We start from the raw sequence: 24,768 nt of genomic DNA, 5'->3' as shown, positions 1-24,768 counted from the left end.
GTTTTATGTCATCACACCCATTTCATGCAGGGTAATCATGACCTGTTGTCGTGCAGCTGCTTCGGTGAGCCTTGGATTCTGTCTTTTAGTGTTCGCAACCATCTGCTTGAACATCTCTCGATGTTCGTTTGAGGCCTGTTTCAGCCACTGTTCATATTCCGACCTGGTTTCATTCAAAAGTTTCTCCTCAAACATCTTTTTGTAGTGGGGATAGAGGAAGGCATGGTCTCTTTCGCATCGAATCCCCAGCTCCGTCAAGAGCTGCATTGATGAGCGCCCGCTGATGTAGCTCAACCCGACTTTCTTTTTGTGACCAAGCCAGTCGCATGCCGAAGCAAGAGCTTCATAGGCCCCTTCCTTATTGCTCATCACCAGCTGTTTCCACGCGGCATAGGTCTCCTCATCGAACTGATCCAGAATCACTGCCCGAATGCCTGAGGGTGAGCATCGGAACCGCTTGCCGGTCTTCACTCCCAATGTCCAACCCGGATATTTATGCCTCTTGCCTGCTTCGTCGGTGAGCGCAAGCACAACCGCCCAAAGCCCACACATGAAGGTGATGGTATTCGGGTGCTTGACCACGAAAACACCATGGCCTTGTTGTCCCTCAGGCACAGGGGCCAACAGGTCTGGTTTCCAGATCTTGTGCTCCTGGTTCTCCTCAGTCCATCTGTCGTGATCGAAACACTTCTGTGAAGCCTCGATCTCATCAGGGGTGGCGTCCTTGAAGTTCTGATTGAAGATCTCCTCGGTCCGCTTGGATGAGTAGCCATCCCCGACCTCAATCTCTTTCGCGAATGCCACCATCAGCCGATGAGAGTTGCTGCATTGCTGGCGTAAACACTCGCCGTCTGCTTCTGCGATCTTGTTGGTCGCTCAAGGGTTCCTTTCACGGTGACGCCCAGCACCACGTCCAATCTGCAGTCCAACGGTTTCTCCCGTTCAAGAATCAGTGTGGACATCCAGGCGCTTCCGTAAAACTGGCGACGGGATAACGAACTGAGATCAGCAAAACGCTCAGGTCACACCAGTTCCACTATTGGAGGTTTTGCCTTGGAAGGCAATGCGCGATTCAACCGATGTCAAAAGGCCCACTGCGGGTGGAAAGTAAGGGAACGACATCGGAGGAGCCAATGACGGTTGATACTCCACCCCAGCAGATCAGAGAAGCAGACTGACTTCTGGCCCCTGCTCCAACAGTCTCAACAATGACCTGGGTTGGTCCTTTGGTCGGCAAGACTTGTACGCCACGCCAATCGACGCTCCGCTTGCACCGCCATAGGTGCCCCAGGAGGTCACAACCCGACACCTAGAGCCAATGGCACCAGGGTGCCTCTTGCCAGAAGCTTCGCCCCATTCCCTTTGCCACAACTGATGGGTTGAACCATGAACCAACGAGCGACTTAGGCCGTCTTTCCACCGGGAAGGGCGGCCTTCCTCTTGTGCTGGTGAGAGCTCATCAAGAGATTGTTTCTATGACTGGGATTTGACGGGATATGAGTGCTGATAAGTCGATAGTTTGAACTGTTTTCCACAATTCGTCGGAGCACAATTCTTCGTATCTCTAGTCACGATATAGGGCATAGGAGCATCTATACATTCACAGATAGGCAGCTTATTCAAACTTAGTGAGTAGCTATTTTACATACCACGCTGTTTGTGTCTTGGTCCTGATTCGTGCCTGGTCCAGGCCCATATGTGTCAAACTTTCCGCCTGCGATAACTTCTAATTCATTATCAGTTAGTTCTAAGAGTTGTTCTTTATGGGCATTACACAGGTCTTTTCCTTCAATTTTGAAACCAGCATTCTCGGCAATTTTAGTGGCTTCTTCGAGTGAAGTTGCTGTCATGATTGCGTTACGCAATTCAGGATTGGACTCGAGATGAGCCAGCAGACTGTCTATTTGTGAAGTCATTCGGTAAATTGATTTTTTACATCATAGCATGCGAAAGGAGCGGAGTAAAAAAGCACGTATTTTTTTAGATCGATGCTGCTGGCTTTACACAGTTCATTTGGTTGGATGATTACTCCAGGAAATAGCAGTTGGGTCTATTTGTTTGATCTATGATTGGTTTCGATGAATCAATCTTTTAGGGGTTATCAATGAAGTCAATATTTTTAGCTCCTGGGATTTTTGTGTAATCACTATCGCTAGTAAGATCAGAACTCACAGTATTCAGAGGGGTGATGTGAACCTTCCGCGCTGAGTAATCGCATATTCAGGTGTTCTTCTAGGCACTAAACACCCATTTTTGGTATTAGAGACTCAAACCCCAGCACAAGGGCACCATTCGTTCATCCTCCAATACCGTACACGATTGTGCGCTGTAATTCTTAGCGAAAGACGCGGCAGGAAATCAGTGCTATGAATGCTAAATAAACCTCATACCCATGCCAGAAGAGCAACTCAAAACCTTCCTTGAACAAGTCAAAGTTGACACCAGCCTTCAGGAGAAGCTCAAAGCAGCAGCCGATGCAGATGCAGTCCTTTTGATTGCCAAAGAAGCTGGATTTATGATTTCTGCTGATGACTGGAAAAACGCTCAGATTTCAGAAGAAGAATTGGAAGGCATAGCTGGTGGAAGTCAGATAAGCTGCGAAGTGACTCTTTGTGTTTTACCTCCTACTATTTGCTGTTAACTGAAACTCTCAAAAGCCCACAAGCCTGCCTCCAATACCTGGAACTAATTCAGAAAAATAGTTATTAAATAAAATCATTGTTGCTGAGCTTCAGCCACAACTGTTAAGGAACTATGAGTGCCATGACCGAAGACCAGCTGAAAGCCTTTATTGAAAAGGCACAGTCAGACGATAGTCCGAGGCGAAATTCAAAGCCGCAGCTCATCCAGATGCTGTCATAACAATTGCCAAAGGAGCTGGGTTTATGATTTCTACTGACAACTCGATGAAAGCTGGATCAGCATCAGATAAAGACCTGGAGAGTACAGCTGGTGTTGATGCATGGCATGCCTGACATCGAAATACATCAAAAACCAGACTGCCGATGAACACCAATTATCAAGGGATATTGGCTAGGTGGTGCCAGGCCAAAGCAAGCATAATGATGAAAAAACACTACACAACATTGGCATAAACGATCAGTTGGTTCTGCTGCATCGTGACTACAATAAGTAGAGTCTTTGAGCCAATGAAACCCTTCCTTTTCTCGACACTAATTGTGGCCTCCGGATCTTTGATCGCGGCTGCACCGGCTCAAGACTGCAAGGATGGATGGTGCCAGGGTGGATGCGACGAAAAACGATACGTACGAGTGAAAGTTCTTTCCAAAAGTGATCCAATCGTTTCTGTAATCTTGAGCAACAACAGAGGTATTGGCAAAGCCGAATATAATTGTGGTGATTATATGTACCGTTTTATCAGAGACGATCAATCAAAGAGCGATTGGAAGCCAACAGTCAAAGGATCCGCTGCTAGAAAAACTGCAGAGGTGGCATGCAAGATGTAATAAAGTAAATTTTGGCAGCATCAGTTGATGCAATGAAATCATCCCTTCTTTGATCCATCAACCTGCAGCCAGACGATGTGATCGCAGAACTGATTTCTGCAAGAAGTGATTGTCGATCTACAAATTGAGACAATTATAACCCTATCGCCATTCAATAGTTTACTTTTTCATTCCACGTCTCGACGTGGAGAAGATTGCAATCTCTTTTAATTGCTGCGTTATAGGCTTTCATTTTTTCAGGATAAGGAACAAAAACTGCTCTCCAAGCTTGTCCTGATGAATTCGTGGCATAGGAGTAGGCTTCGTCCCATGACATGCCCTGCCTGTAAGCATCACAACGATGCTCAGCGTGCTCTTCTGCCCACACGGAATACGCATGTTTTGAGTAATCAGAACCACCTCCACCACCTCCATGGCCGAACAGGAAAGGGAGCAATGCAAGAGGAAAAATCAAAGGCATATGCAGAACTTTTAATGCGCATCAATCAACAACCATTGAAATCCTAGACACCGACAAGTCGTTTCTCATGCGCAATGGCCTGCACGCATGTCCATCATCCAGGCCTCTCATGGGCTGCGGCAGATCTGGACAGTTGGCTCATCATCGGAAACAGCAAGCGCTGAACCAGCACAGCCACGCATCCAGCAAGACACGCTTAACAGACAAGCAGGCAGAGCCCGAGCCATGAGACGGCCATGAGGCAGCCTGCCAAGGAGACATGGCTCGCCTCGACGCTTGATTCAATGACAAGAGTCATTTGATCATGCATAGTGAGAATGATTCCCATTCCCAGTCTCGTGCATTCGCAGCCTTTCGCCATCTGGCCATGCAGAACACCTGGTTGATCATGGGCCCACCCGGCTGCGGGAAAACCAATTGGATCCGCGACTCTTTCCTGAAACACCCTGGCAGCTGTGCCTATCTCCGCTTGTGCGGATCCGATCAGGAAGGCCTTGAACAAGGTCACAACGCAGGCATCGACAGCGCCTGGCTCCAAGACCAGATCCCTGAGCTCCTGGATCTTGCGACAACCGCGACTGCTCCGCTGCCATCAGGTCCTCAGCTTTTGCTCATCGAGGTTCAGCAGTTTCAGCCACCGACCAACAGCAGCCCGAGCGGCATTGATCCGCACCTGCTTCGGCAGCTGGAGCGGTTCAATCTGCGGCCGGATCGCACACTGCATTTCGGTCTGGATCCAGAACTGCCGCAAGAGGACGTTCTGGACTTCAAACGCCTTGAATCCTGGCATCGCAATCTTCAAGGCTGTGTCTGGGATCCCAACAGCCTCAGCAGCTTCTGGTTTGAACTGGTGAATGGCGCCTACGGCGACGTGTATCGGGCCAAAGCACTGATGAATCTGCCGGATGGTCGCTCATTCCTCTGCAACTGGGTCGTGAGCCAACAAGGCTCTCAGATTCTTCCCCTGGAGTCGGTGGAGCCGCCGGCAGGCAGGCCGAATCGCACGTCACAGCTGGTGGTGCAGGGCAGAACCCTTGACCCTGCCGGCATTCAGTCAACGATCAATGACTGCCTGCTCACAGACGACGACCTGGAACTGCACCAGGCCCAATTCAGGTACAGAGAACACTCCTTTCAAACCAAGGGATAGCCATGAGCCACGCAGTGATTTCTTGCCTGCACGCCAACCTTGCCGCATGCGAAGCCGTGCTTGCTGACATCGACCGACAAGGCATTAACTCCATCACCTGTTTGGGCGACCTGGTGGGCTATGGCCCGCAGCCCAATGAAGTGATTGAACTGGTACGCGAACGCTCCATACCCACCTGCCAGGGCTGCTGGGATGAAGACATCATCGACGGACTCAACGCCTGCGAATGCAGCTATCCCTCACAGCTGGCCGAACGTCGCGGTCATCGCGCTCATCGCTGGACCGCAGAACGAATCACTGAAGACAACAAAGCCTTCCTGGCAAGCCTGCCCATGACCCTGCGCAGAGAGCGATTGCTGTTTGTACACGGCAGCCCCAACAGTCAGCACGAATACCTGCTTCCAGACATGAACGCCTTCGCCGCACTGGAACGCGTGGCGACAGCCGGAGCGGACACCTTGTTTTGCGGTCACACCCATCAGCCCTATGTACGAGAGCTCAGCGAAGGTTCCATCCGCGTGTCGGTGCAGAAGAATGGCAAAACCTCCGAAAGCGAAGAGGAGATCACCCTGCCGATGCGGCGCATCGTCAATGCCGGCTCAGTCGGCGAACCCAGGCATGGCTCAACCAAAGCGACGTACGTGGTCCACGACGACGACAGCGGAGAGGTATGTGTCCGTGAAGTGGAGTACGACCTGAGCAGAACCTGTCGAGCCATTATTGAGGCTGGATTACCGGAGGTTTTCGCCTGGCGCCTGAGTCATGGCTTCGAGTACGCCGAACGTGCGCAAGATGCCAGCCACGTTTGTGAGCGCTGATCCACCCCGAATAACGACAATATCAGTCAAATCAAGAGGCCAGGACCGTCAGGAATAACATTTGGAGTAACAACAGGACCGAATGGACGAAAAACCTTCAGGCCTGCCATACACACGTACGAACAGGCTCGGAAGACAGCAGTACTAAAGGTGTGCCTTCAGCTAAGCGGCATTTGCTTGATAACAAAGTTGCATACAAAATGCATACACTGCGCGGAACCTGGATTGAGTTGACGAGAAGATCAAGAGTGACGCAAGTTGTGAGGCATGTTATCGCTGGAGATAGCAGCGATGCACGCGAAGTTTTTCATGGCAAGGCATACAACAAATACCTCATATATCTCACACAGAACTCATAAAAAAATTGCAAACGGCTAATCTGAAGAGGCTGCTTCTCCAGGAAGCAAGGACTTTTACTCGCGCAAAAAGAATTAGCAAGAATGAAACAATGGGGATGAATGTGGTCAACAAACTGACCAAGAGTGATCAGTAGATTGCAATTCGAGCATGCGAAGAAGTCTAGGTTCGTGCGAATCAATGAATATCACACCTGCACATCAGTTCTAAGTTGCATTAGTACCACAGTTGCAATCAGAGAAAGCGAATGGATTAGGTGTGAGCTGATGAAAACACAACGGCGTGCAGGAAAGAGCAGGCTGTTATGAATCAAGCCAAGCGAGGACTTGCAGGAAGAAACCACATTACGCTCAGAAAAAATGGGTAGATGGCAATAAAAAGCCTGTGATACAGAAAGAAAAAACCCACCAACAGGATGATCTCAGTTCTTTAATAACCAAGCAATCTTCGATGCAGCAAGCCAAGAAAAACAATTCATCGCATGCACTTTGTTTGTCGGGGTGCTGATTTAATTAATCACAAGATGTTCATCAAACCAGCAACATAGGATGAACTTCAACCCATCACCTATCGCATTAGCTGGTGAAAAGGTGAATGGGCGACATCCCTCAATCTGGTGAAGAAATCATTGATGTGTCTGACGAAATTCAAGGGGCAACACATGACATGGTTGCCACGCACTGCTCAGACCAGAGTGTGCCGTGGAACAGGCCTTGGGCTGAGTAACACAGAAAACGGATGGAAAGGCTGTGCCTTACTCTGAGGAATGAGCTTGCCGTAAGAATCGGCGACGGGAGAACAGGTAAAAGCCCCCGATATCAAGCAAGGGCGTGGAGTTAAAGGATTGAGTGCCCTTCCTGGTATCCAATCACTGTTATCAATGTGATTATCGAGAGAAGTACAATTGTGCCGGACCAATCAACACCAATCATCCGCCTACCTCCAGAACCCTACAGGTCCATTAAAGGACGGATGAGCGATTGGCACAAGGCGAGAGAACCGAACGACACAAGTTCTTCCTGGAGAAGAGAAAGCAATCACGATGAAGCGAGGACTAGCTGTCTTGACTGAGTTGATGACGATGAGCGACTCAGCCGAGGCTTGCAGCGCAACAGAACATGAGGCCAATCAAGCCTTTGACACCTGAGAGGTCGAGCACAGAGGCTTGGTTGAACGTAGCGACTTGCTCAGCGATGCCTTTCCCTGTCAAAGCCTCGACAGCCAAGCCGATACCAAGACCAAGTATTGCTGCGCGGCCATACAACTTCTCACTATAAGACTTGTAGGGATCAGGGATGAACTTACTAGCGGATTCGGACATAACAAAAGAACGTCTGGAGATGTATTAACTAATGCAACGATTCATCGTTGTATCGCAGAAGACCTTCCTGTAAGTGCAGTTAAAGGGAAAGAAGAGGCACCAGCAGGTACTCATACCTATAGCTGTGCACAGTTATGGAACAGCGGCCATGATCAGACGGCCTGACCCAATCGTCATGAGGAAAGTCATCATGATGACTACATCCCAAGCTTTGGATTTAATGAAATAAGGCACAGAAATACTCATTGCCACCAGATGAACAACTACGCCAGTCACAACATCAAGGTGAAGGGTAATAAAATAGGCGGCAATGACCAATCCACTACCGACTACTCTCATTCGTTGAAGAAAGTCCATCATCTTTGTGTCACCAACAAACGATTATGAAAAACCCTATCGCCTGATGCGTAAGTGATTCGGTAGGGGATACCGGCCTCAACAGGGAAAGCAGAAATAGAAGCCTCCGCCCGCGTTAGCGATGGGAAAAAACTGACTTGGTTGACTTGATCTGATCAGGCAGCTGGTCTAATGCATAAAGAGGCACCGCGAAGTTATATTGATCTTGATTCACTTGATCGGGAAATGCTAGAGACCCTAGTGATCCTGCAAAGTGCCGGTGGCCCAGCTCATGCCATCTAGCATGGAACCATAGCCCCGCTAACCTTTGCAGAATTCCACTTTGGCGATGGCAATACGCTGAAGTGATCCGTTTCCACAGAACTGAAATTGACGGATATCGCCTTACCCTTGGTCACCAATGAGATGTTATACTGGTGACCCAACGGTAGAAGCATGAAGTGTATGAAATGATGAAAGAGGCTTGAAACGTACCAGCTGTTAAAACATATCTGATACACATTCAACATACCATCAGCAGAAATGGTCGAAACAAGCAACTTATCAACAAGATCAAAAGACTCATGGATTGGTTCACGTTCTTGAGTTCAACCAATCAACAACAAGATTAAGAGGAATACCGAGTTTAGAGACATCGTCGAGCAACATGTATGCCGCATGGCTATAACTCTCGGAGCAGCGATATACAATCAATAGGGAGGTCATTATTGGCCACTGTAACGGCTCCTGAGACTCGACAGAAAATAAATAATGTTCTGAGGTGTTTTATTGATCCAAGTTTGTCAGGTTGATCAACTGAAATCGTCATAATGATCAAACGATTGAAGTCCTTAAAGAGAGAATATACATGCATAAACTAGGTATTATATGAAATAAAATCGCCTCTATGAGCTGTTAGAAATTCGATACTGAATGGTTTTGATGGGGTATGGGATTCAGCCACCCACTCCTTACACACGGCATCCACAAGCATCGGCTGAGCTGCGACCCTTTGCTGAATGCCAAGGGGTACTTCCATATGACGGTCCCGGGCTGAAAGCTGTGAAAGTTCTGCTTGACGAGCAGCTTGCTTCGCTTGAACGGCTAGGGTCATGTGATCGATGGCTTGCTCGTTCAAGAGGCTGACAAACACAGGGCCCATGTATTGCTCTGGAAACTGACCGGCAGGTACATGACAAGCACCAGAACGGAAGACTCCTTCACGGTAAGTCCGGTTGATGCTCGAACAAGCAGCACGAATGAACGGATCAGCAGTGCTCTTCAGAGACGATCGAATACAACAACAAACGCTGACACCAGAAACAGACAAAATTGAGGTCTCTGGTTTAATGTTTGTTTAACTACTGGCTGGGACGAATTAAATATTTAGGATATCAAAAACTTTATGACAAACTTAGGCTCTCAGAGGACGGCTTAATCATTATTCCTTGCGATAGCCAAGAATACTGCAATCCATACAAAAGCAATTAATGAATAAAGCATGGTCTCTTTGCGTGGAGGCTAAAAGTGGAGAAGTGATGACTGTCTCCCTTGAGTCACCTTCACGAGATAAAGTGGTTCAATCAATCTATGAATCAGAACAGACAATCGTGGGTGGGATTGCCGTACCTTGCAAAAGCAGTTGTCAGCAATTTACGACTGACCCGTAAACCACTTGAACCAGTCCTAATCATGCTGAAAGAAGATGACGACCGTCACGTCTTTTCATTTCCTATTGCGCATAACCAACTCGACAACAATTCCTGCACCTTTGTTGGTGCAAATTGTACTCACTTTACGTCAGAGCTTATATACGGATATAGTTCTACAAAATCAACCTCAGCAAGATTATCGGAAGATCTTCAATTAAATAATACAAGCAAACCAATGCCTAAAAATAAATAAGAAAACAGCAATTACCAGGAAAAGTTGACAACTCATCGTATAAAAGATAATGAACAATCAATTGCGATCGAATTGGGACTCTGTTCAAAGCAACAATGGTGGTGAGACCAACGGGTAAACAGTTACCCAGCTGATATTTCTCCTGTCATGAGCCCGAGCAACTGTGATTTGTTAGATACTGATGGATTAGTCAGAAATAGCCATCAGGGTAAGCGAGTTAGTCTCGTTACTCGTGTCATTAAAAAAGTAGACAGCAGTAAAAACATCCCCTAAAAGGGTCATAGAGACAGTTACTTTATCCCCCATTGGGGGGAGATAGATCCAATATGATAGATCTACACTTAAGCAAGACGTTTTCATGAAATTATGTCAGAAACACAGAACTACGTTCGGTCATCATTTTCTGATGGTGCTACAAAGTTAGCAGTGTCGATCCTGCAGACGGCAAAGGAACCTGACAAAATATTCCAACATGGTCGGTACTTTGCAATACCAGGTGGCATCACACTGCAAAAAGAGTGTTTTGAGAGGGTCCTGACTTCTGCAAAGGTTCAGGATGTACTGTCCAATCGACCCTCACAAACATGGCCAGAGCTTGAGCAGATGGGTGCAATGCCAAAAGGAAGCCTTGGATGTTGCTTGCAACAACGCATGGAGATGCTTGGTCTTTGCTTTTTACCTGAACCAGAACTTCCCGAACCTGAATCTGATGAGGCTTTCTTTATAAGCAGATCAGTGCGTTTGCATGAAATTCACCATACGGTTCTTGGTCTGCCGATCACAGTTGCAGGTGAAGCTGCTGCGTCGGCATTTTATGCCAGTACTGGGTCGATGCCTTTTGACATCAGCGTTTTGGCTTCATGGATGCTGCGCGGTTCCTACGAACCGAGTGAGCGCAGATTGATCTGGGATGGCATCAGTTTCGGTATTGCAGTTGGTCAGAGAGTGCCTGAGCTTTTCTCGCCTCGATGGGAAGAGGGATGGGAAAGATCAATCATCGATTGGCAAAACGAACTGGGCATCACCGAGCTACTGAAGACGTCTCCGTTCCAGGAGTATTTGGCAACATCCTATGCCTAAAGCCTCTGACCTTCGCTCCCTCTTATGGGGGCATTTACACATCAACGGTCATTCTCAAGGGATATAAAAAGTCCCCTACAGTCAGTGAGTATCTCTGACCAGGACATTCGATCCAAGTACACCGGACAGAGCCACCCATGTTAGCAAGGCTATCCTGAAAACGCACAGAAACATGACCGATCGGAGTGATCTATCAACATCACGAAAACAATGAAAATACTGAACCTGGATATTTCCACCACCGACCCAGGACTTGTTGTTACATGCAATATTGACTCCAAACACCAAATCCTATGTTGATACAGCAGACGAAATTACATTAGGCGAATTCATGTATGACCCCAAACCCAAACGCAGAAACAAATCCAAAAACGAATAAAAACTCAATACCATCATCTTCAGTATGTTCTGTGCCTGGCATACAAAAAGGGCGGTTGAATCTACTCAACCGCGAAAAATCCTAACCACCAGCGCCCAGATGAAGAATGAAAGCTATTAATCGTTTCGACAGAGGACGACTTGTGTGATTGAGAGCAAGTTTTCAAACTTGATCATTTAAATAATATATGTATCTAGCTTATGCAGTCGTTGATCATACTCAGATCCGTACGAACAACGGCACTTGACATCCTGAACACTGCAGACGTTGACAAGAACAGGCTTTCACTGAAAAAATTTTGAGTATACCGGTGTGAGTGCCGCATAGATGGGATCTTTGCAAATGCTGACCGCTGTAAATCAACTTTCCCAAGAACATCGCAAATAATGCTTCACTCTTTAGCGAAAAGAACGCCTATGCAAAAAAGATAAGCCTGATTAAATGCTATTGCTATTCAAAAAACAGTAACTTAGCCATCAAGACTAACGAAAACACGCTCAGTCTGTGACAGGCACATCCCCATCCGCAGGTAAATCACCTTGATGTACTTCGCCAAGCATTAGGGCAATGCCACCACCCGTCACTGCCAGTATGGCAAGAACCAAAATTAACACGTTTTTGGCCATCATCAAGAATCTTAGTCAAGCTAAATCTAAGAAAATCAAATCAAAATTTCAAGAATCCAACTTTTCGCTAGGCATCTGCGAACAGCTCAGGAACAGCTCCTTGTTCCTGGACGTCAAACCAGGGATGACCGTCTGTGTGAGGTGTGAATACCTGACCGGCGAGACACCAACGCAGGACTGGTATGTGGGACAAGTACTCCACTGCGGGGGAGCTGCTCGTGATCCTTCGGCGCACAAACTCTTCCAGATTGCTGAAATAGACACGGGAGTCATCCAATGGGTTAATGCCGACCTCGTGACTCACATCGTTCCTGAAGGTTGATGGAATCACCTCTACCCTAAGTGCTCATAGGCAGCCCTTGCGGCAGCTAAGCAATCCGCCACGCAACCCAACTGTCGTTGCTGGGTCTGGTTCCGAGGTGGGCTAAACGAGGATTCCTACTGGGCAAGCGGTGGGTATGGAGCACCTTCGACACTCGGAGGAATCCGTATCGAGAGAGGTGACTACGTGCCCTGTCGTGTGGCTGAATGGCGAGTGGTCTTCTCAGAACCTGCAGACATGAAGGTTGGTCCTGAGATACCAGAAGGAGCTCCATGGAAACTTGTGCCTACTGACCCGAGGTGACTGCTAATACTGGGTAAGCCTTGAAGCAACACCATGGAAGACCCCAAGCAAGAGAAGCAGTCAGCTGAACTCAAGGAAGGAGTGACTGATGACGACTTGATGGCTGCAACTGGAGGAGTACGCCACAGAGATGAGAGAATCAATGGGAGAGATCAACCTTCGGAGCCAACTTGATAACTAATAGTTATTCATCTATCACCATGGAAGACCCCAAGAACACCAAGGACGACAAGAAAGAGAAGGAAACATCAGAACTCGAAGAAGAAGTGACTGACGACGAATTGAAAAATGTCCGTGGTGGCGATGGAGTAGTTACCGATGTTCCTGGAAACACGCTGGGCAGTCTTGAAGAGTTGACTGACGACGAGCTGAAGGGTCTGTCTGGAGGTAATAACACAGATATTACTGCGGATCCCAGACTTCAAAATACCTGACGAAGGTAATTGGCCTACATGGTGACATAAAGAAAGAGGAGGGCAAGAGTAAGACCCTCCTATTTGTTGTGTTTATGAGTTCGTTGCTATGGTTTGAGTAAAACCTGAAGCAACACCATGGAAGACTCAAAGAACATCAAGGACGACAAGAAACAGAAAAAGTCACCTGAACTCAAAGAACAGTTGAGTGAAGAGGAGTTAAAAGGTGTTGATGGAGGAGCTATGGTCGTTGGTTACGAGTTAGAACAAGTTCCCCCAATGTCCGGAATTACGGTTCACGAGGGCATAGGAATAGAGAGGTGAGTCCAATCACATCTCCTTTTACCTCAACGCTGTTGGTGAACCTTGAAGCAATGCCATGGAAGACCCCAAGCAAGAGAAGCAGTCACCTGAACTCAAGGAAGAGTTGACTGAAGCCAAATTGAAGGGTGTTGATGGAGGCGCTCCAATTGGGGTGAATCCACTGCCCTTTCCCCCATCGATAAGAAATCCGGAACACACTGCCCCTTCCGGAGATTTATTGGCAAGTAAATAAATGAAGGCATAAAGAAAGAGGAGGGCAAGAGTTAATACCTCACTCGGTTTGAGAACTTCTCTTATCAACAGCATGGAAGACAAGTAAGCGCTCAGCTTGCAGCCGATTCAGCTTCGCTCTTAAGCTCAATAGCTTTCAGTTGTTCTACTAAAGACTCCCAAGTCTTCAAATTCGTTTCGGAGATAATTCTGTCCTTCAAGTCATATCCACCAAGGTCTGAGTAGTTAGCAAGTAGTGTCTGCCCTGCCAATTGCAGCAGCTGATTCACTGACAAAGAGCCAGTAATGGAGTTGACGTAAAAGCTCTTGAGTGCATCCAGCTGCTCATCGCTAAAGATTTTATCTCCGGACATAGATTTATTGATAACTTTATGTACTTTAAACGATTTGAATAATCGCCAGGACTATAACCATCAACCTCGCAATTGTATCTAATTGCTTGTAGAATAAGTAAAGACGAATAAAGAATAATGACCTCAGCTAGGCCGCCAAAATCATCCACACCACTGCCAGAAGGATTGGATCAGTTCTTTGATGAACTATCGATGGATGTGCTCGAAAACTTTGGCATTGATGGACCAGCGCTTTTGAATCAATACTGCTGTGCCCTTGAAGATGCCCTCATCCAAGTCAATGACGAGCGCACTTACTTACGGCAACATGTGGGGGGCTTGAGACACAGCTAGCCACTTTGGTGGGACTGCTGAGGGAAGAAACCCCAGAGCAGCAGACTCAATCAGACTGATTGTTGTTCAGGTCTTTGAGTACCCCAAGCTGCTGCCCAGATGGCTGTGCCTTGTTGGCATTGAGCTGGAAACGAAGCATCATCTCGCTGCGCTTCTGCTCTGCAGCTAGCCGCTGTGTCGTGTGCTTGCGCCCCTCAAAGGAGTTCCGCCGCTCAAGCCACTTGTCATAAGGCGTGGGCTGCGTCGGTGCGTAATTGTTCTTGGCGAAATCCTGTATTGGCAGCGGGTTCTGGGCAACGTGGTTACGCCAGTTCTCGAAACGCTGAAGCGCTGCAGGTGAATTGATCTGAAGCATCTGTGGCTGTGACATCTCCTGAGCCATCAGCAAATCGTTCTTGTTGAGCCGCAGTTGCTCGGCTTGCGCCACTGAAAGGATGGCTGGATCAATGGCATTCAACTCATCGAGCGTGGTGTTGTGGTCAGCGAGCAGCTGATTCGCACGCCTGCGCTGAGCACGAATGGTCCTACCCGCCAGCTCTGCATCTTGTGTTGATTGCTTAGAAGGCTGAGCCTTCTTAAGTTGTTCGACTTCTGCTTTGGCAATGGCAGCATCGGCCTGGGCTTGGCGTACTGCTCTTCCGAGTGAAATAGAACTCGGGTCTGTGCGTTGGATGTTAGCCATGGATCTTTCTGTACTCCTTACAAAGCTTGTGAAAAGCGGTTAGCTTTTTCTTAATTGTGTCTCTTTCAATAATAAATAGTTGACAGGTATCTGGCGTGCTGTTGATGACTACTCCTGTATGAATATCATCTCCGGTTGTTTGGTTCCAAGCATTGGCATAGGCAGCCACTTGCATTCCAGCGTTGTGATGACGCACCCACTCTGAGTACTGCTTGAACTGCCTGAAGTCATAGTTATCTCTGTATAAATAGTCAGAGGTTTTGAACTCCACAACACAAGGTACACCTCCGATCTTTGCTACAAGGTCTGGGATGCCTATGTAGCGGTACTTGTCACACCACACAGCAGCCGATGGTCCATGCTGAAGATGCTGATACTTATCAAGCATTGGACCCTCTGCCCAATAAGGCTCAAGATCTAAGCGTGAGAGCCAGTCTTGAATGCCCGAGAAGTAATCGAAGTAGCAAGGCTCAAGGTCACATTCACCAGTACGAATGAAGTTGCGAACTGCGCTATGAACAGCAGTCCCTCTTGCGGTTGCTGATAGATGCTTACTACTGTTGGCGGCTTTACCTGCTGCTGCTCTGGACTTCTTACCTTGAACGCTCTTGGTATCAGTTTTAATAATTGATGAGACAGATGTATAAGGAAGCCCGTCAACAGCAAACTTGCCGGAGAACAGGGTGGCGCTAGTCACTTCATAATTCGGACGATTAGAGTCCGTTGGATATACCTAGTCACATACTAAATGATTAGAAAAAGTAATAATTAATTAGGTGTACCCCAAAGCTCAAGGCAATAAAAAGCCTGCTAATTGCGCTCAATCGTGCCAGGCATTGGAGGCTGATTTGTGGGATTAGTCAGGCTATTAAAGCAATAAAAAGCCCTTGCTATTACTAGGGCTTTGGTGAATTACGAGATCAATATTTCCATAGGGTCATCATATGGGGGCTGAACTAATCGTACCAGGGGAGGTTGGCCCATGCTTATTAGTTACGGGATCTGGATTGTTATTATACGGATCAGTGTTAATTCCACTGACGGGGGCAGGGTGGCCGCCGCCTTTACCCCCAGAAATCGACGCCAATTCATCATCGGACAACGCACTCATTTTTGATTTGTAGGCTTCCAGCAACTCCTGTGTGGTTACTTTGTATCCCGCATCAGCGGCAGCTTTTGCTGCCTCTTCTGGAGTTGTGGCGGTCGTCATAGCCTGCTGTAATTCAGCATTGCTAGTAAGAGCAGCCATCAAGTCGTCAATCGCAGCCATTGCACAAGAGGGTATGGGTCTCTCAGCAGTCATAGCACCGGTCGTTCTAGGTGTACCCCAAACCTCAAGGCAATAAAAAGCCTGCTAATTGCGCTCAATCGTGCCAGGTATTGAAGGCTGATTTACGGTGTTAGTCAGACTGTTGAAGTAATAAAAACCCCCTACGGCAGCAGGGGGTTTGAGTGTGTAAGTTTTGAAGCCGAGGGGGAAAAGTTACAGACAGCCACAACAGAAAATTACAGAATAAGCCGAGAGACCAACACCAGTAAACAGCCCACCACCACCAGCCACGCCTTCTAACTCCTCCTCAGAAATCTCGTTCTGAACGTCATCAGCAGAAATACTAAAGCCAGCATCTTTCGCAATCGCAAGAACTGCGTCTGAATCGGCAGCTGCTTTTAGCTTCTCCTGAAGGCTGGGGTCGCCTTTGACCTTCTCTAGGAATGCCTTGAGTTGTTCTAGTGACATGGGTATCAGGTCTGTTCAGCAGTCATAGCAACGATCTGCTGAAGAGTCTTTAGTTGATAACTATTGTGCTAAATGATATCAAGTATTGGAGGCTGATTTGTGAGATTAGTCAGGCTATTGAAGAAATAAAAAACCCCTGCGGTTGCAGGGGCTTTGTGTGAGTAAGTTCAGCAGTCTGACAACTCTAACCAGCTAGAGTTCTCTTCTTTCCCACTACTCTGCACCCCCACGCTCCCCAGCCACCCCAGCCGCCACCCATCACGTCTTCCAGCTCATCGTCTGAAATTTCGGATTGAGCTTGAGTTAGGTCTTGAGCAGAGATACTAAAACCTGCTTCCTTGGCTATCTCCGCAACAGCATTGGCATCAGCAGCTACTTTGAACTTCTCCTGAAGGCTGGTGTTGCCTTTGGCGTTAGCGATGAAAGCTGTGAGTTGTTCTTGTGTCATGGTTCTAAAGAATGAATGTTTGGGGGTGTTGCCCCCTCGACTCCTTCAAGATCACAGCCCTTCTGGTGAACCCCACTACACAGCTCTGGTGTAGACCCCGCGAAGTTCTGGTGAGCAACTGGTGAATCGCTCAGAACTCAGTCACCACCTTTTGAAAAATGTTTTCATCTGCCTGATAACTGCTCAACTGCGCTCAATCGTGCCAGGCATTGAAGGCTGATTGATGGTCTTTTTGGGGTGATTTAAGAAATCAAAACCCCTGCGGAGGCAGGGGCTTTGATGAGTAGACTAAATCTCTTTAATAATCTTTTTCTAAAAAATCAGAGCGGTCTGCTGGTAGAGCATGCTCCTCTAGTACAACACGGCGGCAAACATCCTGCTTCGAGTGAAATATAACCCCCAGCCGCGCCTTCAAGTTCCTCATCTGAAATTGACGTCCGAACGTCATCAGCAGAAATACTAAACCCAGCCTCTTTTGCAATTGCAAGAGCTGCGTCAACATCAGCAGCTGCTTTAAGCTTATCTTGCAGGCTGATGTCTGCTTTGACCTCTTCGATGAACGCTTTGAGCTGCTCTTCTGACATGGGTATCAGGTCTATTCACAAGTTATAGCAACGGTCTGCTGCAGTGTCTTTAGCTAATACTTAACGCACTCAATCGTACGGTATTGAAGGCTAATGTCGAGGCTTTTTAGGGTGATCGAATAAATAAATAGTCTCTGCCAATAATGTAGTAGCTTTTCTGGCTACAAGTCAATTACTATCAAAGCTGGTAGTTAGTTAGCAATTCGAACTGTAGTCATGTGTTGAAAGATAGCAAGTAGCCCCTGCGGCCACTTCTTCTAGCTCTTCGTTGCTAAGTTAGCAAAATTCAGTAATTTTGTCAGCAGTAAATTTATGACCATGTTCTTCGGCAATAGTCACGACGTCTTCAGGTGACTTAGCTAACTTGATCCTCTCCTGAAGGCTGGTGTCTGCTTTGACCTTTTCTAGGAAGGCTTTGAGTTGTTCTAGGGACATGGGTATCAGGTCTGTTCAGCTGTCATAGCAACGGTCGGCAGTTGGCAATTAAAAACCCCGCACTTGGCGGGGCGTAATTGATCTCACTTGGTGAGAGGCCTGCGTTCAGTTCTTACAAGTATCTTCCCAGAGGTGTGAGACAGCGATCGAGTGGTGCCAGGACGCGATCCAGATTGCCGAGGTACATTCCCCCAGCAGCAGCTTCCAACTCTTGATCGAAGAGCGGTTCAAGCTCTGGCTGGGTGGAGGTTGGAATAGCTTCCTTGATTTGCAAGGGAGCATTGAAGATTGAAGTAGTCATTGTTTTAAAGCTGATAAGTGTGTGAGTTGTGTTGGAGGCGTTGCCCCCTCGACTCCTTCAAGATCACAGCCTTTCTGGTGAACCCCACTACATAGCTCTGGTGTAGAACCCTCGAAGTTCTAGTGAGCTTCTGGTGAACCGCTCAGAACTCAGTCACCACCTTTTGAAAAATGTTTTCACCCGCCTGATTACTGCTCAACTGCGTTCAATCGTGCCAGGTATTGAAAGCTAATGGCAGGCTTATTTGGTTGATTGAAGCAATAAAAAGCCCCTGTCAATGCAGAGGCTTTGAGTGTGTAGCCTGTGTCTAAGTCTTTAGCCACAATTTCTATGACATGTGCACCTCGTGCAGCTATCAGCATCTGTATAGTATGGATACCAACCTCCACCTCCAGCCACACGTTCCAGCTCAGCATCTGATAAGTCCGTAGCAGATTGCATCGATTGAATGTCTTCTGCAGTAATTGCAAACCCAGCTTCTTTGGCAATGGCAAGAGCAGCATCGGCATCGGCAGCTGCTTTAAGTTTCTCCTGAAGGGTGGTGTCTGCCTTCACCTTCTCCAGGAAGGACTTGAGTTGCTCTTCTGACATGGGTTTCAGGAGTCTTTAACGGTTATAGCAATAATGTCATGAAGTGTCTTTGGCTAACAATAACCTCGGTCAATAGTGCCAGGTATTGAAGGCTGATTGCGGGCTGTATGGGGTAATTAAAGCAATAAAAAACCCCTGTCAATGCAGGGGCTTGAGTGTGTAAGTTTTGAAGGCGAGGGGAAAAAGGGAACTTCAGATTCAGCACCTGACTTGTGTTTGTTTACCACACCATCCGTTTCCATAGTTCATGGATAGGAATTGGTAGCCTCCAGTCACGCCTTCTAGTTCCTCTTTACTCAGTTCAGTACTATCTTTTTTCAGCAGTGTCTCAGCAGTGAATTCGTAGCCGTATTCTTTAGCGATGCCCACAACGTCTTCAGGTGACTTTGCTGCCTTTAGTTTTTCCTGAAGCGTGGTGTCGCCTTTGACTTTTTCTAGGAACGCTTTGAGTTGCTCTTCTGACATGGGATAGGTGCCAATAGAGCTGTTGTAGCACTGGTTCAATAGTTAAGCCGCTGGTAGTTCAACTAAGTATTAATTAGTGCCAGGTATCGGATGCCGTTTTAAGCGAATATTGAAGTGGTTATAGAAATAAAAAGCCCCTGCTAATGCAGGGGCTTTGAGTGTGTAGGTGCTGCTAGCCAGTCGTATGCTTGTGAGGGCCAGTCGGATCTGTCGGGTCGCAGTGTCGTCTGCATCAACATCTCAGTGCAGTGAATTGGCACATCTCCGCTGGATCGCAAGTCCATCCTCCCAAAGTCCCCAGCCAGCCCCCAGCTGCACCTTCCAGTTCTCTGTCTGAAATCTCGGTCCGAACGACATCAGCAGAAATCTTAAAGCCTGCCTCCTTTGCAATCGCCACAACACCATCAGCATCGGAAGCTGCTTTGAGCTTTTCCTGAAGACTGGTGTCTGCTTTGACCTTCTCCAGGAAAGCTTTGAATTGTTCTTCTGACATAGGTATCAGGAGTCTTTAATGGTTATAGCAATGGTCTACTGCAGCGTCTTTAGCTAATACTTACTGCGCTCAATCGTGCCAGGTATTGAAGGCTAATGGCGGGCTTATTTGGTTGATTGAAGCAATAAAAAGCCCCTGTCAATGCAGGGGTCTTTGATGGTTAGTAGGCTCAATATTCTTAATTACACCGCCTCCCCAGCAGTGCCCATAGCACTGAATACCCTCCGCCAGAGGCTCCTTCCAGCTCATCGTCAGATACAGATTGCGATTGAATGTCATCTTCAGTGATTGAGAATCCCGCTGCTTTTGCGATGACCATTGCTTCCTCAGAGGAGGCTGCCGCCTTGCATTTTTCTTGCAATTCGGTATCGGATTGAACCTTTTCGATAAAAGCTTTGAGTTGTTCTTTTGACATCTGACTTGTGGCTATTTCAGCAGTCATAGCAACGATCTGCTGTAGTGTCTTTGGCTAATACTTAACGCACTCAATCGTGCCAGGTATTGAAGGCTGATTGATGGGCTTTTTGGATAGCAAAAGATGCTCATCAAAAACTCATCTTATCAATTGTAAAATAATGTTTATTGGGCGTCTCATTGTGTCCTCCCTGCTAGCGTTAATAGGCCATATGTTTTGAACATGTCAGCTCAAGAAGATCTTTTAAATTTGGTTTCGACGAACTCCGAATTTAGGCAGTCCATTACCGCCGCCACAACGGCTGAAGAGGCTGTGAAGCTTGCCGCAGATTATGGTATTCAAATCAGTGCTGAGGATCTGCGAACGGCCTTCAAAGCAAAGATGTCAGAGCTCTCACAGGAAGAATTGGAAGCTGTGTCAGGAGGGAAAGAGCCATGGGAAAGGACACACAGACATACAGCATGCGTAATTGATTGTGGATGACCAGGCAAGACGCAAACAATAGATTCAGCATTGTAATTAGGAAACTTTACTGCTTGACAATGCTTTGAGAGCGGGCATGAAGACCTAGTGATAGTAGAAGAAATACTTGAAAAATGTCGGACTCTTTGCTTTAGTCCTTTGGGTGTAACTGAAGAAATAAAAAGCCCGTGCTATTGCAAGGGCTTTGGTGAATTAGGCTTTTAATCTCGTTCGACTATTCAATAGGGAGATTTTATGTATTAGAATTCGTAATATTGTTTGGTTTAGAGTTGCGTCATTAGATTTATGTTCGGCATTTGGTTGTGGTTGATATCTGTTATGTGGGGGGTCACCTTAGATATGTATGGTACGTAGCCCTTTCCCCCAGAAATCGACGCTAATTCATCATCGGACAACGCACTCATTTGAGATTTATAGGCCTCTACTAACTCCTGTGAGGTTACTTTGTATCCCGCATCAGCGGCAGCTTTTACTGCATCTTCTGGAGTTATGGCGCTAGTCATAGCCTGCCGTAATTCAGGATTGCTACTTAGAGCAGCCATCAGGTCGTCAATCGCAGCCATTTTACGAGAGGACATGGGTCTTTTCAGCAGTCATAGCAGCGGTCTGCTGCAGTGTCTTTGGCTAACAATTACTGTGCTCAATCGTGCCAGGTATTGAAGGCTGATTGATGGGCTATTGGATGTGATTGAAGAAATAAAAAGCCCCTGCCGTTGCAGGGACTTTAACGTTTCTGCGATTTGTTATCAAATTAACGCTTGCAATTAGACATTAATCGGCGAAATTAACTGGGCTATTGTTGAGGACCCCAGGACCAGGAGGTGGAGGAGGAGGAACAAATCCACCAGCCACAACTTCTAGCTCCTCTTCACTGAGAAGGCTGAACTTATCTACAGTAAATTCATGACCATGTTCTTTAGCAATTTCTACAACATCTTCAGGTGACTTAGCTGCTTTTAGTTTATCCTGAAGATTGGAATCACCTTTGACCTTTTCTAGAAAGGCTTTGAGTTGTTCTAGGGACATGGATAGCAGGTCTTTTCAGCAGTCATAGCAACGGTCTGCTGCAGCGTCATTGGCTAATACTTACTGCGCTCAATCGTGCCAGGTATTGGATGCCGTTTTAAGCGAATATTGAAGTCGTTGTAGCAATAAAAAGTCCCTGTCAATGCAGGGGGTTTTTAGTACGTAGAGTCAAGCCTTTTATTAAGATCAGTCTATAGAAGTATTGTGGCAAGTGCACTCATAGCTTTCCCACCAACCTCCAGCCGCGTTTTCCAACTCCTCATCAGAAATCTCTGATTGAGCTTTCTTCAAGTCGTCAGCAGAAATACTAAACCCAGCTTCTGTGGTAATCGCTATAACCGTATCAACATCAGCCGCTGCTTTGAGCTGCTCCTGAAGGCTGGTGTTGCCTTTGGCGTTAGCGATGAAAGCTGTGAGTTGTTCTTGAGTCATGGTTCTAAGGAGTGAATGTTTGGAGGCGTTGCCCCCTGGACTCCTTCAAGATCACAGCTCTACTGGTGAACTCCACTACATAGCTCTGGTGTAGAACCCTCGAAGTTCTGGTGAGCTTCTGGTGAATAGCTCAGAACTCAGTCACCACCTTTTGAAAAATGTTTTCACCCGCCTGATTACTGCTCAACTGCGCTCAATCGTGCCAGGTATTGGAGGCTGATTAATGGGCTTTTTTGGGGTGATTGAAGCAATAAAAAGCCCTGTCAATTTCAGAGGTTATTCGAGCGTGTAAGCTGTTGGTGAGTCACTGAGTTGTTAGTGGCAGTTATGGTGGGCAAATGATGATGGGCAGTATTAAAGAGGGGGTGTCAGTGATGGATGGATGTAAAATGCAGTGTCCACCTGCCACACCTTCCAGCTCCTCGTCAGAGAGCTTTGGATTAGTTAGGTCGTCAGCAGAAATACTAAACCCTGCTTCTTTTGCAATCGCAACTACTGCATCAGCATCCGAAGCTGCCTTGAGCTGCTCCTGAAGGGTAGTGTCAGTTTTGACTTTTTCTAGGAAAGCTTTGAGTTGCTCTTCTGACATTGGCTACAGGTCTGTTCAGCAGTCATAGCAGCTGTCGACCTAGGTGTACCCCAAACTTCAAGACAATAAAAAACCCGCCGTGTCTGAGGGCGGGTAGTGAATTAATATCAGTCGAGGGGACTTACATCAGTGACGGCAGAAGTGTTGATGCTATGCCGATGAATGCCCAGTGATCAGAATTCCAGACGATCTAGCTCAGCAGCGCTGGCGGTGGGATCTTTGGTGAACTCAGCAGCAGGCTTAATGAATGGATGTGAGCCTTCAGTCAGAGAAGCCACGTTCATCTCACGAACCTCTGCCATTGCTTCTGTCTCCGCCTTGGTGACCTTGCTTGGCTTGGGCAGAACTGAATAGCTGGTGTCGAGACCAGTGCCACGACGAGAGATCTTCAAAACGAATTCGCAAACCGCGTCATCGTTGAAGCTGTGGTCACCGTCTTGCAGTGCTTCGGTGAAGCCTTCACGCAGACCACGTTGCTCAAAGATCAGCAGCTCAGCACGCTTTCGCTCAGGCGAGCAGAGCATGCTCATCGTTGGGAATACCTCTGCCCATATCCAAGAAGACGTACGGCTCTAGCACCCAACTCTTCTGGCCTCTTTGCGAGAGCAAGCTCCAGTGGTCATTGCTGTCGATCAGCCGCCCCTCCTGCATCTTTCCTTATGCAGTAGTACTTCAGCGCTAGCGAGCAAGGCGAACAAGCGACCATGGGCAAGCGAATGAAGTAACAACGCAAGCCACAACAGCCGTCAATATTCGTCGCTCGAAAAGGCACACAACTGCCGAACACAGCCGCCAACTCCAAGCGTTGCCGTGAGAATCATTCTCACATAAAGTATAATTTGTTTCATGTGTTAGCGCTGATGGAACGCTGGGCACTGGTGAGTGGTCTTCGTGGAGACCTTGATCTGTATGAGCAGATCCAGTCCGATCTGCAGATGCGGAGAGGAACAGCGCATCTGTTCGTTCTCGGCGACATGATCGGCCCCAATCCCAAGTGTGATGCGCTGTTGAAGCGTTTACGCCGACCACAACGCAGTGATCTCCATCCCCACTGCATCTACGGCTGGCTGGAGGAGCAACTGCTGTCCCTGCATGGCTACCGAGGAGAAGCCAAAGCCGAGAAATTACAACGACAGTCCGAAGACTCCCGAGTTCAGTGGTTACGACAGGCAGAGAACCCAGAGCACCTCAACTGGCTGGCATCACTCCAATTTGGCTTGATTGAACTGGACTGTGGCCTGATCCACGGCAGCTCAGCGGATGTGAGCGATGAACTGAAGGAAACCACCTCACCTTTGATCCTCCTCGACCGCCTCACTCGACTGGATGTCAACCGACTTTTCACTGCGCGCGGTGGACGTCAGTTCCGATTGAAGCTCACAGGAGGGCGGATTCGATCAAGAGTGAAAGATCACGTTCGTGAACAGTGTCATGAACAGCCGGTGCCGAGACGCAGCGTGATCGGCATTGGATCTGGGGCCAATTACACCCTCTATGACCCTGCCAGCGATCACGTCGAATTCCTCAGTGTTAATGAGAGAACCAAGTCTTCAAGACAGGTCGGCGGATTCCAAGGCTGATTATTATGTGAATCATGGAATGAAGACATCAAGTGAAGGTCAAGAACCCTGACAAAACTGTGTTTGGAGACTCATATATTTTGCTTCATACTACGACTAGGCTGACGCCCCTTATTCCGTTTATCGGTTTCCCGGTTCTCAGCATGCGCAGATTTCTAACATCCACTAGATTTAAAGCTTTCATTCACACCGCAGAAACATCTTACAACTCCTCTTCACCAAGATAAATTGGATGATCAGCACTGAATTCATGAGCATGTCCTGCAGTGACAGATGCAACTTCGGCAGCTGACTGAGCAGCTTTCAGTTTCTCCTGAAGGTTGGTGAC

The 24,768-nt window shown here is 47.5% G+C and carries 35 protein-coding genes and 1 pseudogene; 12 read left to right on the top strand and 24 right to left on the bottom strand.

Translation table 11 applies throughout. The features are described from left to right. Positions 1-3: 3 nt before the first annotated feature. The 3 genes from SynBIOSE41_RS06790 to SynBIOSE41_RS06780 all read right to left on the bottom strand — a co-directional run bounded on the left by SynBIOSE41_RS06790 (position 4) and on the right by SynBIOSE41_RS06780 (position 1,916). The gene (locus SynBIOSE41_RS06790) at positions 4-807 is read right to left on the bottom strand and encodes a hypothetical protein (RefSeq protein ID WP_186540136.1); all 804 of its coding nucleotides are present in this window, start codon (positions 805-807) and stop codon (positions 4-6) included. Further along, on the bottom strand, positions 807-962 hold the full coding sequence (locus tag SynBIOSE41_RS06785) for a hypothetical protein (RefSeq protein ID WP_186540135.1): 156 nt from the start codon (positions 960-962) through the stop codon (positions 807-809). The genes SynBIOSE41_RS06790 and SynBIOSE41_RS06785 overlap by 1 nt, the downstream gene beginning before the upstream one ends. A 663-nt stretch (positions 963-1,625) precedes the next feature. Next, positions 1,626-1,916: a Nif11-like leader peptide family RiPP precursor gene (locus SynBIOSE41_RS06780; protein ID WP_186540134.1), complete on the bottom strand. Its 291-nt coding sequence runs from the start codon at positions 1,914-1,916 to the stop codon at positions 1,626-1,628. A 476-nt stretch (positions 1,917-2,392) separates the two neighbouring features. Here SynBIOSE41_RS06780 and SynBIOSE41_RS06775 point away from each other — a divergent pair, with 476 nt between their 5' ends. Next, positions 2,393-2,641, top strand: a complete 249-nt coding sequence (locus tag SynBIOSE41_RS06775) for a Nif11-like leader peptide family natural product precursor (protein WP_186540133.1) — start codon at positions 2,393-2,395, stop codon at positions 2,639-2,641. Positions 2,642-2,834: 193 nt separating this feature from the next. Then, a pseudogene (locus tag SynBIOSE41_RS18040) lies at positions 2,835-2,975 on the top strand (hypothetical protein); the annotation flags it as partial. Between the two features lie 643 nt (positions 2,976-3,618). Here the strand turns inward: SynBIOSE41_RS18040 and SynBIOSE41_RS06765 are convergent. Continuing rightward, entirely contained in the window at positions 3,619-3,927 is a 309-nt protein-coding gene (locus SynBIOSE41_RS06765) for a hypothetical protein (RefSeq protein WP_186540132.1), read from the bottom strand. A 367-nt stretch (positions 3,928-4,294) separates the two neighbouring features. Between SynBIOSE41_RS06765 and SynBIOSE41_RS06760 the strand changes: the two genes are divergently transcribed. Both SynBIOSE41_RS06760 and SynBIOSE41_RS06755 read left to right on the top strand, forming a co-directional pair. Further along, the gene (locus tag SynBIOSE41_RS06760) at positions 4,295-5,077 is read left to right on the top strand and encodes a GTP-binding protein (protein WP_186540912.1); all 783 of its coding nucleotides are present in this window, start codon (positions 4,295-4,297) and stop codon (positions 5,075-5,077) included. 2 nt (positions 5,078-5,079) lie between these two features. Beyond that, positions 5,080-5,895, top strand: a complete 816-nt coding sequence (locus SynBIOSE41_RS06755; RefSeq protein WP_186540131.1) for a metallophosphoesterase — start codon at positions 5,080-5,082, stop codon at positions 5,893-5,895. 1,447 nt (positions 5,896-7,342) lie between these two features. On the opposite strand, the gene SynBIOSE41_RS06750 is transcribed toward SynBIOSE41_RS06755, so the two are convergent. Together SynBIOSE41_RS06750 and SynBIOSE41_RS06745 are read right to left on the bottom strand one after the other, a co-directional pair. Further along, on the bottom strand, positions 7,343-7,573 hold the full coding sequence (locus SynBIOSE41_RS06750; protein WP_186540130.1) for a hypothetical protein: 231 nt from the start codon (positions 7,571-7,573) through the stop codon (positions 7,343-7,345). 132 nt (positions 7,574-7,705) lie between these two features. Further along, entirely contained in the window at positions 7,706-7,891 is a 186-nt protein-coding gene (locus tag SynBIOSE41_RS06745) for a hypothetical protein (RefSeq protein WP_222930588.1), read from the bottom strand. A 1,608-nt stretch (positions 7,892-9,499) separates the two neighbouring features. Between SynBIOSE41_RS06745 and SynBIOSE41_RS17805 the strand changes: the two genes are divergently transcribed. From SynBIOSE41_RS17805 to SynBIOSE41_RS06715, 6 genes are all read left to right on the top strand, one after another. Next, positions 9,500-9,814: a hypothetical protein gene (locus SynBIOSE41_RS17805; protein WP_222930587.1), complete on the top strand. Its 315-nt coding sequence runs from the start codon at positions 9,500-9,502 to the stop codon at positions 9,812-9,814. A gap of 366 nt (positions 9,815-10,180) precedes the next feature. Then, complete coding sequence (locus SynBIOSE41_RS06735; RefSeq protein WP_186540128.1) at positions 10,181-10,894, top strand: Coq4 family protein; 714 nt, start codon at positions 10,181-10,183, stop codon at positions 10,892-10,894. A 946-nt stretch (positions 10,895-11,840) separates the two neighbouring features. Next, entirely contained in the window at positions 11,841-12,221 is a 381-nt protein-coding gene (locus tag SynBIOSE41_RS06730) for a DUF3104 domain-containing protein (RefSeq protein WP_255475988.1), read from the top strand. A 503-nt stretch (positions 12,222-12,724) separates the two neighbouring features. Beyond that, positions 12,725-12,958: a hypothetical protein gene (locus SynBIOSE41_RS06725; RefSeq protein ID WP_186540127.1), complete on the top strand. Its 234-nt coding sequence runs from the start codon at positions 12,725-12,727 to the stop codon at positions 12,956-12,958. Between the two features lie 117 nt (positions 12,959-13,075). Next, the gene (locus tag SynBIOSE41_RS06720; RefSeq protein ID WP_186540126.1) at positions 13,076-13,261 is read left to right on the top strand and encodes a hypothetical protein; all 186 of its coding nucleotides are present in this window, start codon (positions 13,076-13,078) and stop codon (positions 13,259-13,261) included. Between the two features lie 55 nt (positions 13,262-13,316). Then, complete coding sequence (locus tag SynBIOSE41_RS06715; protein WP_186540125.1) at positions 13,317-13,493, top strand: hypothetical protein; 177 nt, start codon at positions 13,317-13,319, stop codon at positions 13,491-13,493. Between the two features lie 91 nt (positions 13,494-13,584). On the opposite strand, the gene SynBIOSE41_RS06710 is transcribed toward SynBIOSE41_RS06715, so the two are convergent. The 13 genes from SynBIOSE41_RS06710 to SynBIOSE41_RS06650 form a co-directional block, all read right to left on the bottom strand. Further along, positions 13,585-13,845 (bottom strand): hypothetical protein, encoded by a 261-nt coding sequence (locus SynBIOSE41_RS06710; protein ID WP_186540124.1) that lies wholly within the window; start codon positions 13,843-13,845, stop codon positions 13,585-13,587. Positions 13,846-14,224: 379 nt separating this feature from the next. After that, positions 14,225-14,860: a hypothetical protein gene (locus SynBIOSE41_RS06705; protein WP_186540123.1), complete on the bottom strand. Its 636-nt coding sequence runs from the start codon at positions 14,858-14,860 to the stop codon at positions 14,225-14,227. Then, entirely contained in the window at positions 14,853-15,557 is a 705-nt protein-coding gene (locus SynBIOSE41_RS06700) for a hypothetical protein (RefSeq protein ID WP_186540122.1), read from the bottom strand. The genes SynBIOSE41_RS06705 and SynBIOSE41_RS06700 overlap by 8 nt, the downstream gene beginning before the upstream one ends. 243 nt (positions 15,558-15,800) lie before the next feature. Beyond that, the gene (locus tag SynBIOSE41_RS06695; protein WP_186540121.1) at positions 15,801-16,130 is read right to left on the bottom strand and encodes a Nif11-like leader peptide family RiPP precursor; all 330 of its coding nucleotides are present in this window, start codon (positions 16,128-16,130) and stop codon (positions 15,801-15,803) included. Between the two features lie 213 nt (positions 16,131-16,343). Then, on the bottom strand, positions 16,344-16,598 hold the full coding sequence (locus tag SynBIOSE41_RS06690) for a Nif11-like leader peptide family natural product precursor (RefSeq protein ID WP_186540120.1): 255 nt from the start codon (positions 16,596-16,598) through the stop codon (positions 16,344-16,346). Positions 16,599-16,782: 184 nt separating this feature from the next. Continuing rightward, the gene (locus tag SynBIOSE41_RS06685) at positions 16,783-17,046 is read right to left on the bottom strand and encodes a Nif11-like leader peptide family natural product precursor (RefSeq protein WP_186540119.1); all 264 of its coding nucleotides are present in this window, start codon (positions 17,044-17,046) and stop codon (positions 16,783-16,785) included. Between the two features lie 320 nt (positions 17,047-17,366). Beyond that, positions 17,367-17,630, bottom strand: a complete 264-nt coding sequence (locus SynBIOSE41_RS06680) for a Nif11-like leader peptide family natural product precursor (RefSeq protein ID WP_186540118.1) — start codon at positions 17,628-17,630, stop codon at positions 17,367-17,369. A 276-nt stretch (positions 17,631-17,906) separates the two neighbouring features. Then, positions 17,907-18,065 carry a Nif11-like leader peptide family natural product precursor gene (locus SynBIOSE41_RS06675; RefSeq protein WP_186540117.1) on the bottom strand — a complete coding sequence of 53 codons (159 nt, stop codon included), beginning with the start codon at positions 18,063-18,065 and terminating at the stop codon, positions 17,907-17,909. A gap of 112 nt (positions 18,066-18,177) precedes the next feature. After that, positions 18,178-18,366 carry a hypothetical protein gene (locus SynBIOSE41_RS06670; protein WP_186540116.1) on the bottom strand — a complete coding sequence of 63 codons (189 nt, stop codon included), beginning with the start codon at positions 18,364-18,366 and terminating at the stop codon, positions 18,178-18,180. A 315-nt stretch (positions 18,367-18,681) separates the two neighbouring features. Next, the gene (locus SynBIOSE41_RS06665) at positions 18,682-18,957 is read right to left on the bottom strand and encodes a Nif11-like leader peptide family natural product precursor (RefSeq protein WP_186540115.1); all 276 of its coding nucleotides are present in this window, start codon (positions 18,955-18,957) and stop codon (positions 18,682-18,684) included. A gap of 198 nt (positions 18,958-19,155) precedes the next feature. Continuing rightward, positions 19,156-19,422 (bottom strand): Nif11-like leader peptide family natural product precursor, encoded by a 267-nt coding sequence (locus tag SynBIOSE41_RS06660; protein ID WP_186540114.1) that lies wholly within the window; start codon positions 19,420-19,422, stop codon positions 19,156-19,158. 232 nt (positions 19,423-19,654) lie between these two features. Further along, positions 19,655-19,915, bottom strand: coding sequence for a Nif11-like leader peptide family natural product precursor (locus SynBIOSE41_RS06655; protein WP_186540113.1), 261 nt, complete (start codon positions 19,913-19,915; stop codon positions 19,655-19,657). Between the two features lie 178 nt (positions 19,916-20,093). Then, positions 20,094-20,330, bottom strand: coding sequence for a Nif11-like leader peptide family natural product precursor (locus tag SynBIOSE41_RS06650; RefSeq protein WP_186540112.1), 237 nt, complete (start codon positions 20,328-20,330; stop codon positions 20,094-20,096). 222 nt (positions 20,331-20,552) lie between these two features. Between SynBIOSE41_RS06650 and SynBIOSE41_RS18340 the strand changes: the two genes are divergently transcribed. Next, entirely contained in the window at positions 20,553-20,813 is a 261-nt protein-coding gene (locus SynBIOSE41_RS18340) for a Nif11-like leader peptide family RiPP precursor (RefSeq protein WP_186540111.1), read from the top strand. A 263-nt stretch (positions 20,814-21,076) separates the two neighbouring features. On the opposite strand, the gene SynBIOSE41_RS06640 is transcribed toward SynBIOSE41_RS18340, so the two are convergent. From SynBIOSE41_RS06640 to SynBIOSE41_RS06620, 5 genes are all read right to left on the bottom strand, one after another. Next, a complete protein-coding gene (locus SynBIOSE41_RS06640; protein ID WP_186540110.1) occupies positions 21,077-21,376 on the bottom strand; it encodes a Nif11-like leader peptide family RiPP precursor in 300 nt (99 codons plus the stop codon). A gap of 208 nt (positions 21,377-21,584) precedes the next feature. Continuing rightward, positions 21,585-21,839: a Nif11-like leader peptide family natural product precursor gene (locus SynBIOSE41_RS06635; RefSeq protein ID WP_186540109.1), complete on the bottom strand. Its 255-nt coding sequence runs from the start codon at positions 21,837-21,839 to the stop codon at positions 21,585-21,587. Between the two features lie 186 nt (positions 21,840-22,025). Beyond that, positions 22,026-22,271: a Nif11-like leader peptide family natural product precursor gene (locus SynBIOSE41_RS06630; RefSeq protein ID WP_186540108.1), complete on the bottom strand. Its 246-nt coding sequence runs from the start codon at positions 22,269-22,271 to the stop codon at positions 22,026-22,028. A gap of 325 nt (positions 22,272-22,596) precedes the next feature. Continuing rightward, complete coding sequence (locus SynBIOSE41_RS06625) at positions 22,597-22,860, bottom strand: Nif11-like leader peptide family natural product precursor (RefSeq protein WP_186540107.1); 264 nt, start codon at positions 22,858-22,860, stop codon at positions 22,597-22,599. A gap of 173 nt (positions 22,861-23,033) precedes the next feature. After that, on the bottom strand, positions 23,034-23,390 hold the full coding sequence (locus SynBIOSE41_RS06620) for a hypothetical protein (protein WP_186540106.1): 357 nt from the start codon (positions 23,388-23,390) through the stop codon (positions 23,034-23,036). Positions 23,391-23,720: 330 nt separating this feature from the next. On the opposite strand from SynBIOSE41_RS06620, the gene SynBIOSE41_RS06615 reads away from it, so the two are divergent. Continuing rightward, on the top strand, positions 23,721-24,440 hold the full coding sequence (locus tag SynBIOSE41_RS06615; RefSeq protein WP_186540105.1) for a phosphoesterase: 720 nt from the start codon (positions 23,721-23,723) through the stop codon (positions 24,438-24,440). Positions 24,441-24,768: the final 328 nt, after the last annotated feature.

This window comes from Synechococcus sp. BIOS-E4-1, from assembly GCF_014279995.1.
Lineage (GTDB): Bacteria > Cyanobacteriota > Cyanobacteriia > PCC-6307 > Cyanobiaceae > Synechococcus_C.
This window is presented reverse-complemented; position numbering and strand designations above follow the sequence as displayed.

Bases quoted from the DNA above. Each gene is read 5' to 3' on its own strand.
- SynBIOSE41_RS06790 (WP_186540136.1), bottom strand. From the start codon at position 807: ATGGTGGCATTCGCGAAAGAGATTGAGGTCGGGGATGGCTACTCATCC.
- SynBIOSE41_RS06785 (WP_186540135.1), bottom strand. From the start codon at position 962: ATGTCCACACTGATTCTTGAACGGGAGAAACCGTTGGACTGCAGATTG.
- SynBIOSE41_RS06780 (WP_186540134.1), bottom strand. From the start codon at position 1,916: ATGACTTCACAAATAGACAGTCTGCTGGCTCATCTCGAGTCCAATCCT.
- SynBIOSE41_RS06775 (WP_186540133.1), top strand. From the start codon at position 2,393: ATGCCAGAAGAGCAACTCAAAACCTTCCTTGAACAAGTCAAAGTTGAC.
- SynBIOSE41_RS06765 (WP_186540132.1), bottom strand. From the start codon at position 3,927: ATGCCTTTGATTTTTCCTCTTGCATTGCTCCCTTTCCTGTTCGGCCAT.
- SynBIOSE41_RS06760 (WP_186540912.1), top strand. From the start codon at position 4,295: ATGCAGAACACCTGGTTGATCATGGGCCCACCCGGCTGCGGGAAAACC.
- SynBIOSE41_RS06755 (WP_186540131.1), top strand. From the start codon at position 5,080: ATGAGCCACGCAGTGATTTCTTGCCTGCACGCCAACCTTGCCGCATGC.
- SynBIOSE41_RS06750 (WP_186540130.1), bottom strand. From the start codon at position 7,573: ATGTCCGAATCCGCTAGTAAGTTCATCCCTGATCCCTACAAGTCTTAT.
- SynBIOSE41_RS17805 (WP_222930587.1), top strand. From the start codon at position 9,500: ATGAATCAGAACAGACAATCGTGGGTGGGATTGCCGTACCTTGCAAAA.
- SynBIOSE41_RS06735 (WP_186540128.1), top strand. From the start codon at position 10,181: ATGTCAGAAACACAGAACTACGTTCGGTCATCATTTTCTGATGGTGCT.
- SynBIOSE41_RS06730 (WP_255475988.1), top strand. From the start codon at position 11,841: ATGCCACCACCCGTCACTGCCAGTATGGCAAGAACCAAAATTAACACG.
- SynBIOSE41_RS06725 (WP_186540127.1), top strand. From the start codon at position 12,725: ATGGAAGACCCCAAGAACACCAAGGACGACAAGAAAGAGAAGGAAACA.
- SynBIOSE41_RS06720 (WP_186540126.1), top strand. From the start codon at position 13,076: ATGGAAGACTCAAAGAACATCAAGGACGACAAGAAACAGAAAAAGTCA.
- SynBIOSE41_RS06715 (WP_186540125.1), top strand. From the start codon at position 13,317: ATGGAAGACCCCAAGCAAGAGAAGCAGTCACCTGAACTCAAGGAAGAG.
- SynBIOSE41_RS06710 (WP_186540124.1), bottom strand. From the start codon at position 13,845: ATGTCCGGAGATAAAATCTTTAGCGATGAGCAGCTGGATGCACTCAAG.
- SynBIOSE41_RS06705 (WP_186540123.1), bottom strand. From the start codon at position 14,860: ATGGCTAACATCCAACGCACAGACCCGAGTTCTATTTCACTCGGAAGA.
- SynBIOSE41_RS06695 (WP_186540121.1), bottom strand. From the start codon at position 16,130: ATGGCTGCGATTGACGACTTGATGGCTGCTCTTACTAGCAATGCTGAA.
- SynBIOSE41_RS06690 (WP_186540120.1), bottom strand. From the start codon at position 16,598: ATGTCACTAGAACAACTCAAGGCATTCCTAGAGAAGGTCAAAGGCGAC.
- SynBIOSE41_RS06685 (WP_186540119.1), bottom strand. From the start codon at position 17,046: ATGACACAAGAACAACTCACAGCTTTCATCGCTAACGCCAAAGGCAAC.
- SynBIOSE41_RS06680 (WP_186540118.1), bottom strand. From the start codon at position 17,630: ATGTCAGAAGAGCAGCTCAAAGCGTTCATCGAAGAGGTCAAAGCAGAC.
- SynBIOSE41_RS06675 (WP_186540117.1), bottom strand. From the start codon at position 18,065: ATGTCCCTAGAACAACTCAAAGCCTTCCTAGAAAAGGTCAAAGCAGAC.
- SynBIOSE41_RS06670 (WP_186540116.1), bottom strand. From the start codon at position 18,366: ATGACTACTTCAATCTTCAATGCTCCCTTGCAAATCAAGGAAGCTATT.
- SynBIOSE41_RS06665 (WP_186540115.1), bottom strand. From the start codon at position 18,957: ATGTCAGAAGAGCAACTCAAGTCCTTCCTGGAGAAGGTGAAGGCAGAC.
- SynBIOSE41_RS06660 (WP_186540114.1), bottom strand. From the start codon at position 19,422: ATGTCAGAAGAGCAACTCAAAGCGTTCCTAGAAAAAGTCAAAGGCGAC.
- SynBIOSE41_RS06655 (WP_186540113.1), bottom strand. From the start codon at position 19,915: ATGTCAGAAGAACAATTCAAAGCTTTCCTGGAGAAGGTCAAAGCAGAC.
- SynBIOSE41_RS06650 (WP_186540112.1), bottom strand. From the start codon at position 20,330: ATGTCAAAAGAACAACTCAAAGCTTTTATCGAAAAGGTTCAATCCGAT.
- SynBIOSE41_RS18340 (WP_186540111.1), top strand. From the start codon at position 20,553: ATGTCAGCTCAAGAAGATCTTTTAAATTTGGTTTCGACGAACTCCGAA.
- SynBIOSE41_RS06640 (WP_186540110.1), bottom strand. From the start codon at position 21,376: ATGGCTGCGATTGACGACCTGATGGCTGCTCTAAGTAGCAATCCTGAA.
- SynBIOSE41_RS06635 (WP_186540109.1), bottom strand. From the start codon at position 21,839: ATGTCCCTAGAACAACTCAAAGCCTTTCTAGAAAAGGTCAAAGGTGAT.
- SynBIOSE41_RS06630 (WP_186540108.1), bottom strand. From the start codon at position 22,271: ATGACTCAAGAACAACTCACAGCTTTCATCGCTAACGCCAAAGGCAAC.
- SynBIOSE41_RS06625 (WP_186540107.1), bottom strand. From the start codon at position 22,860: ATGTCAGAAGAGCAACTCAAAGCTTTCCTAGAAAAAGTCAAAACTGAC.
- SynBIOSE41_RS06620 (WP_186540106.1), bottom strand. From the start codon at position 23,390: ATGAGCATGCTCTGCTCGCCTGAGCGAAAGCGTGCTGAGCTGCTGATC.
- SynBIOSE41_RS06615 (WP_186540105.1), top strand. From the start codon at position 23,721: ATGGAACGCTGGGCACTGGTGAGTGGTCTTCGTGGAGACCTTGATCTG.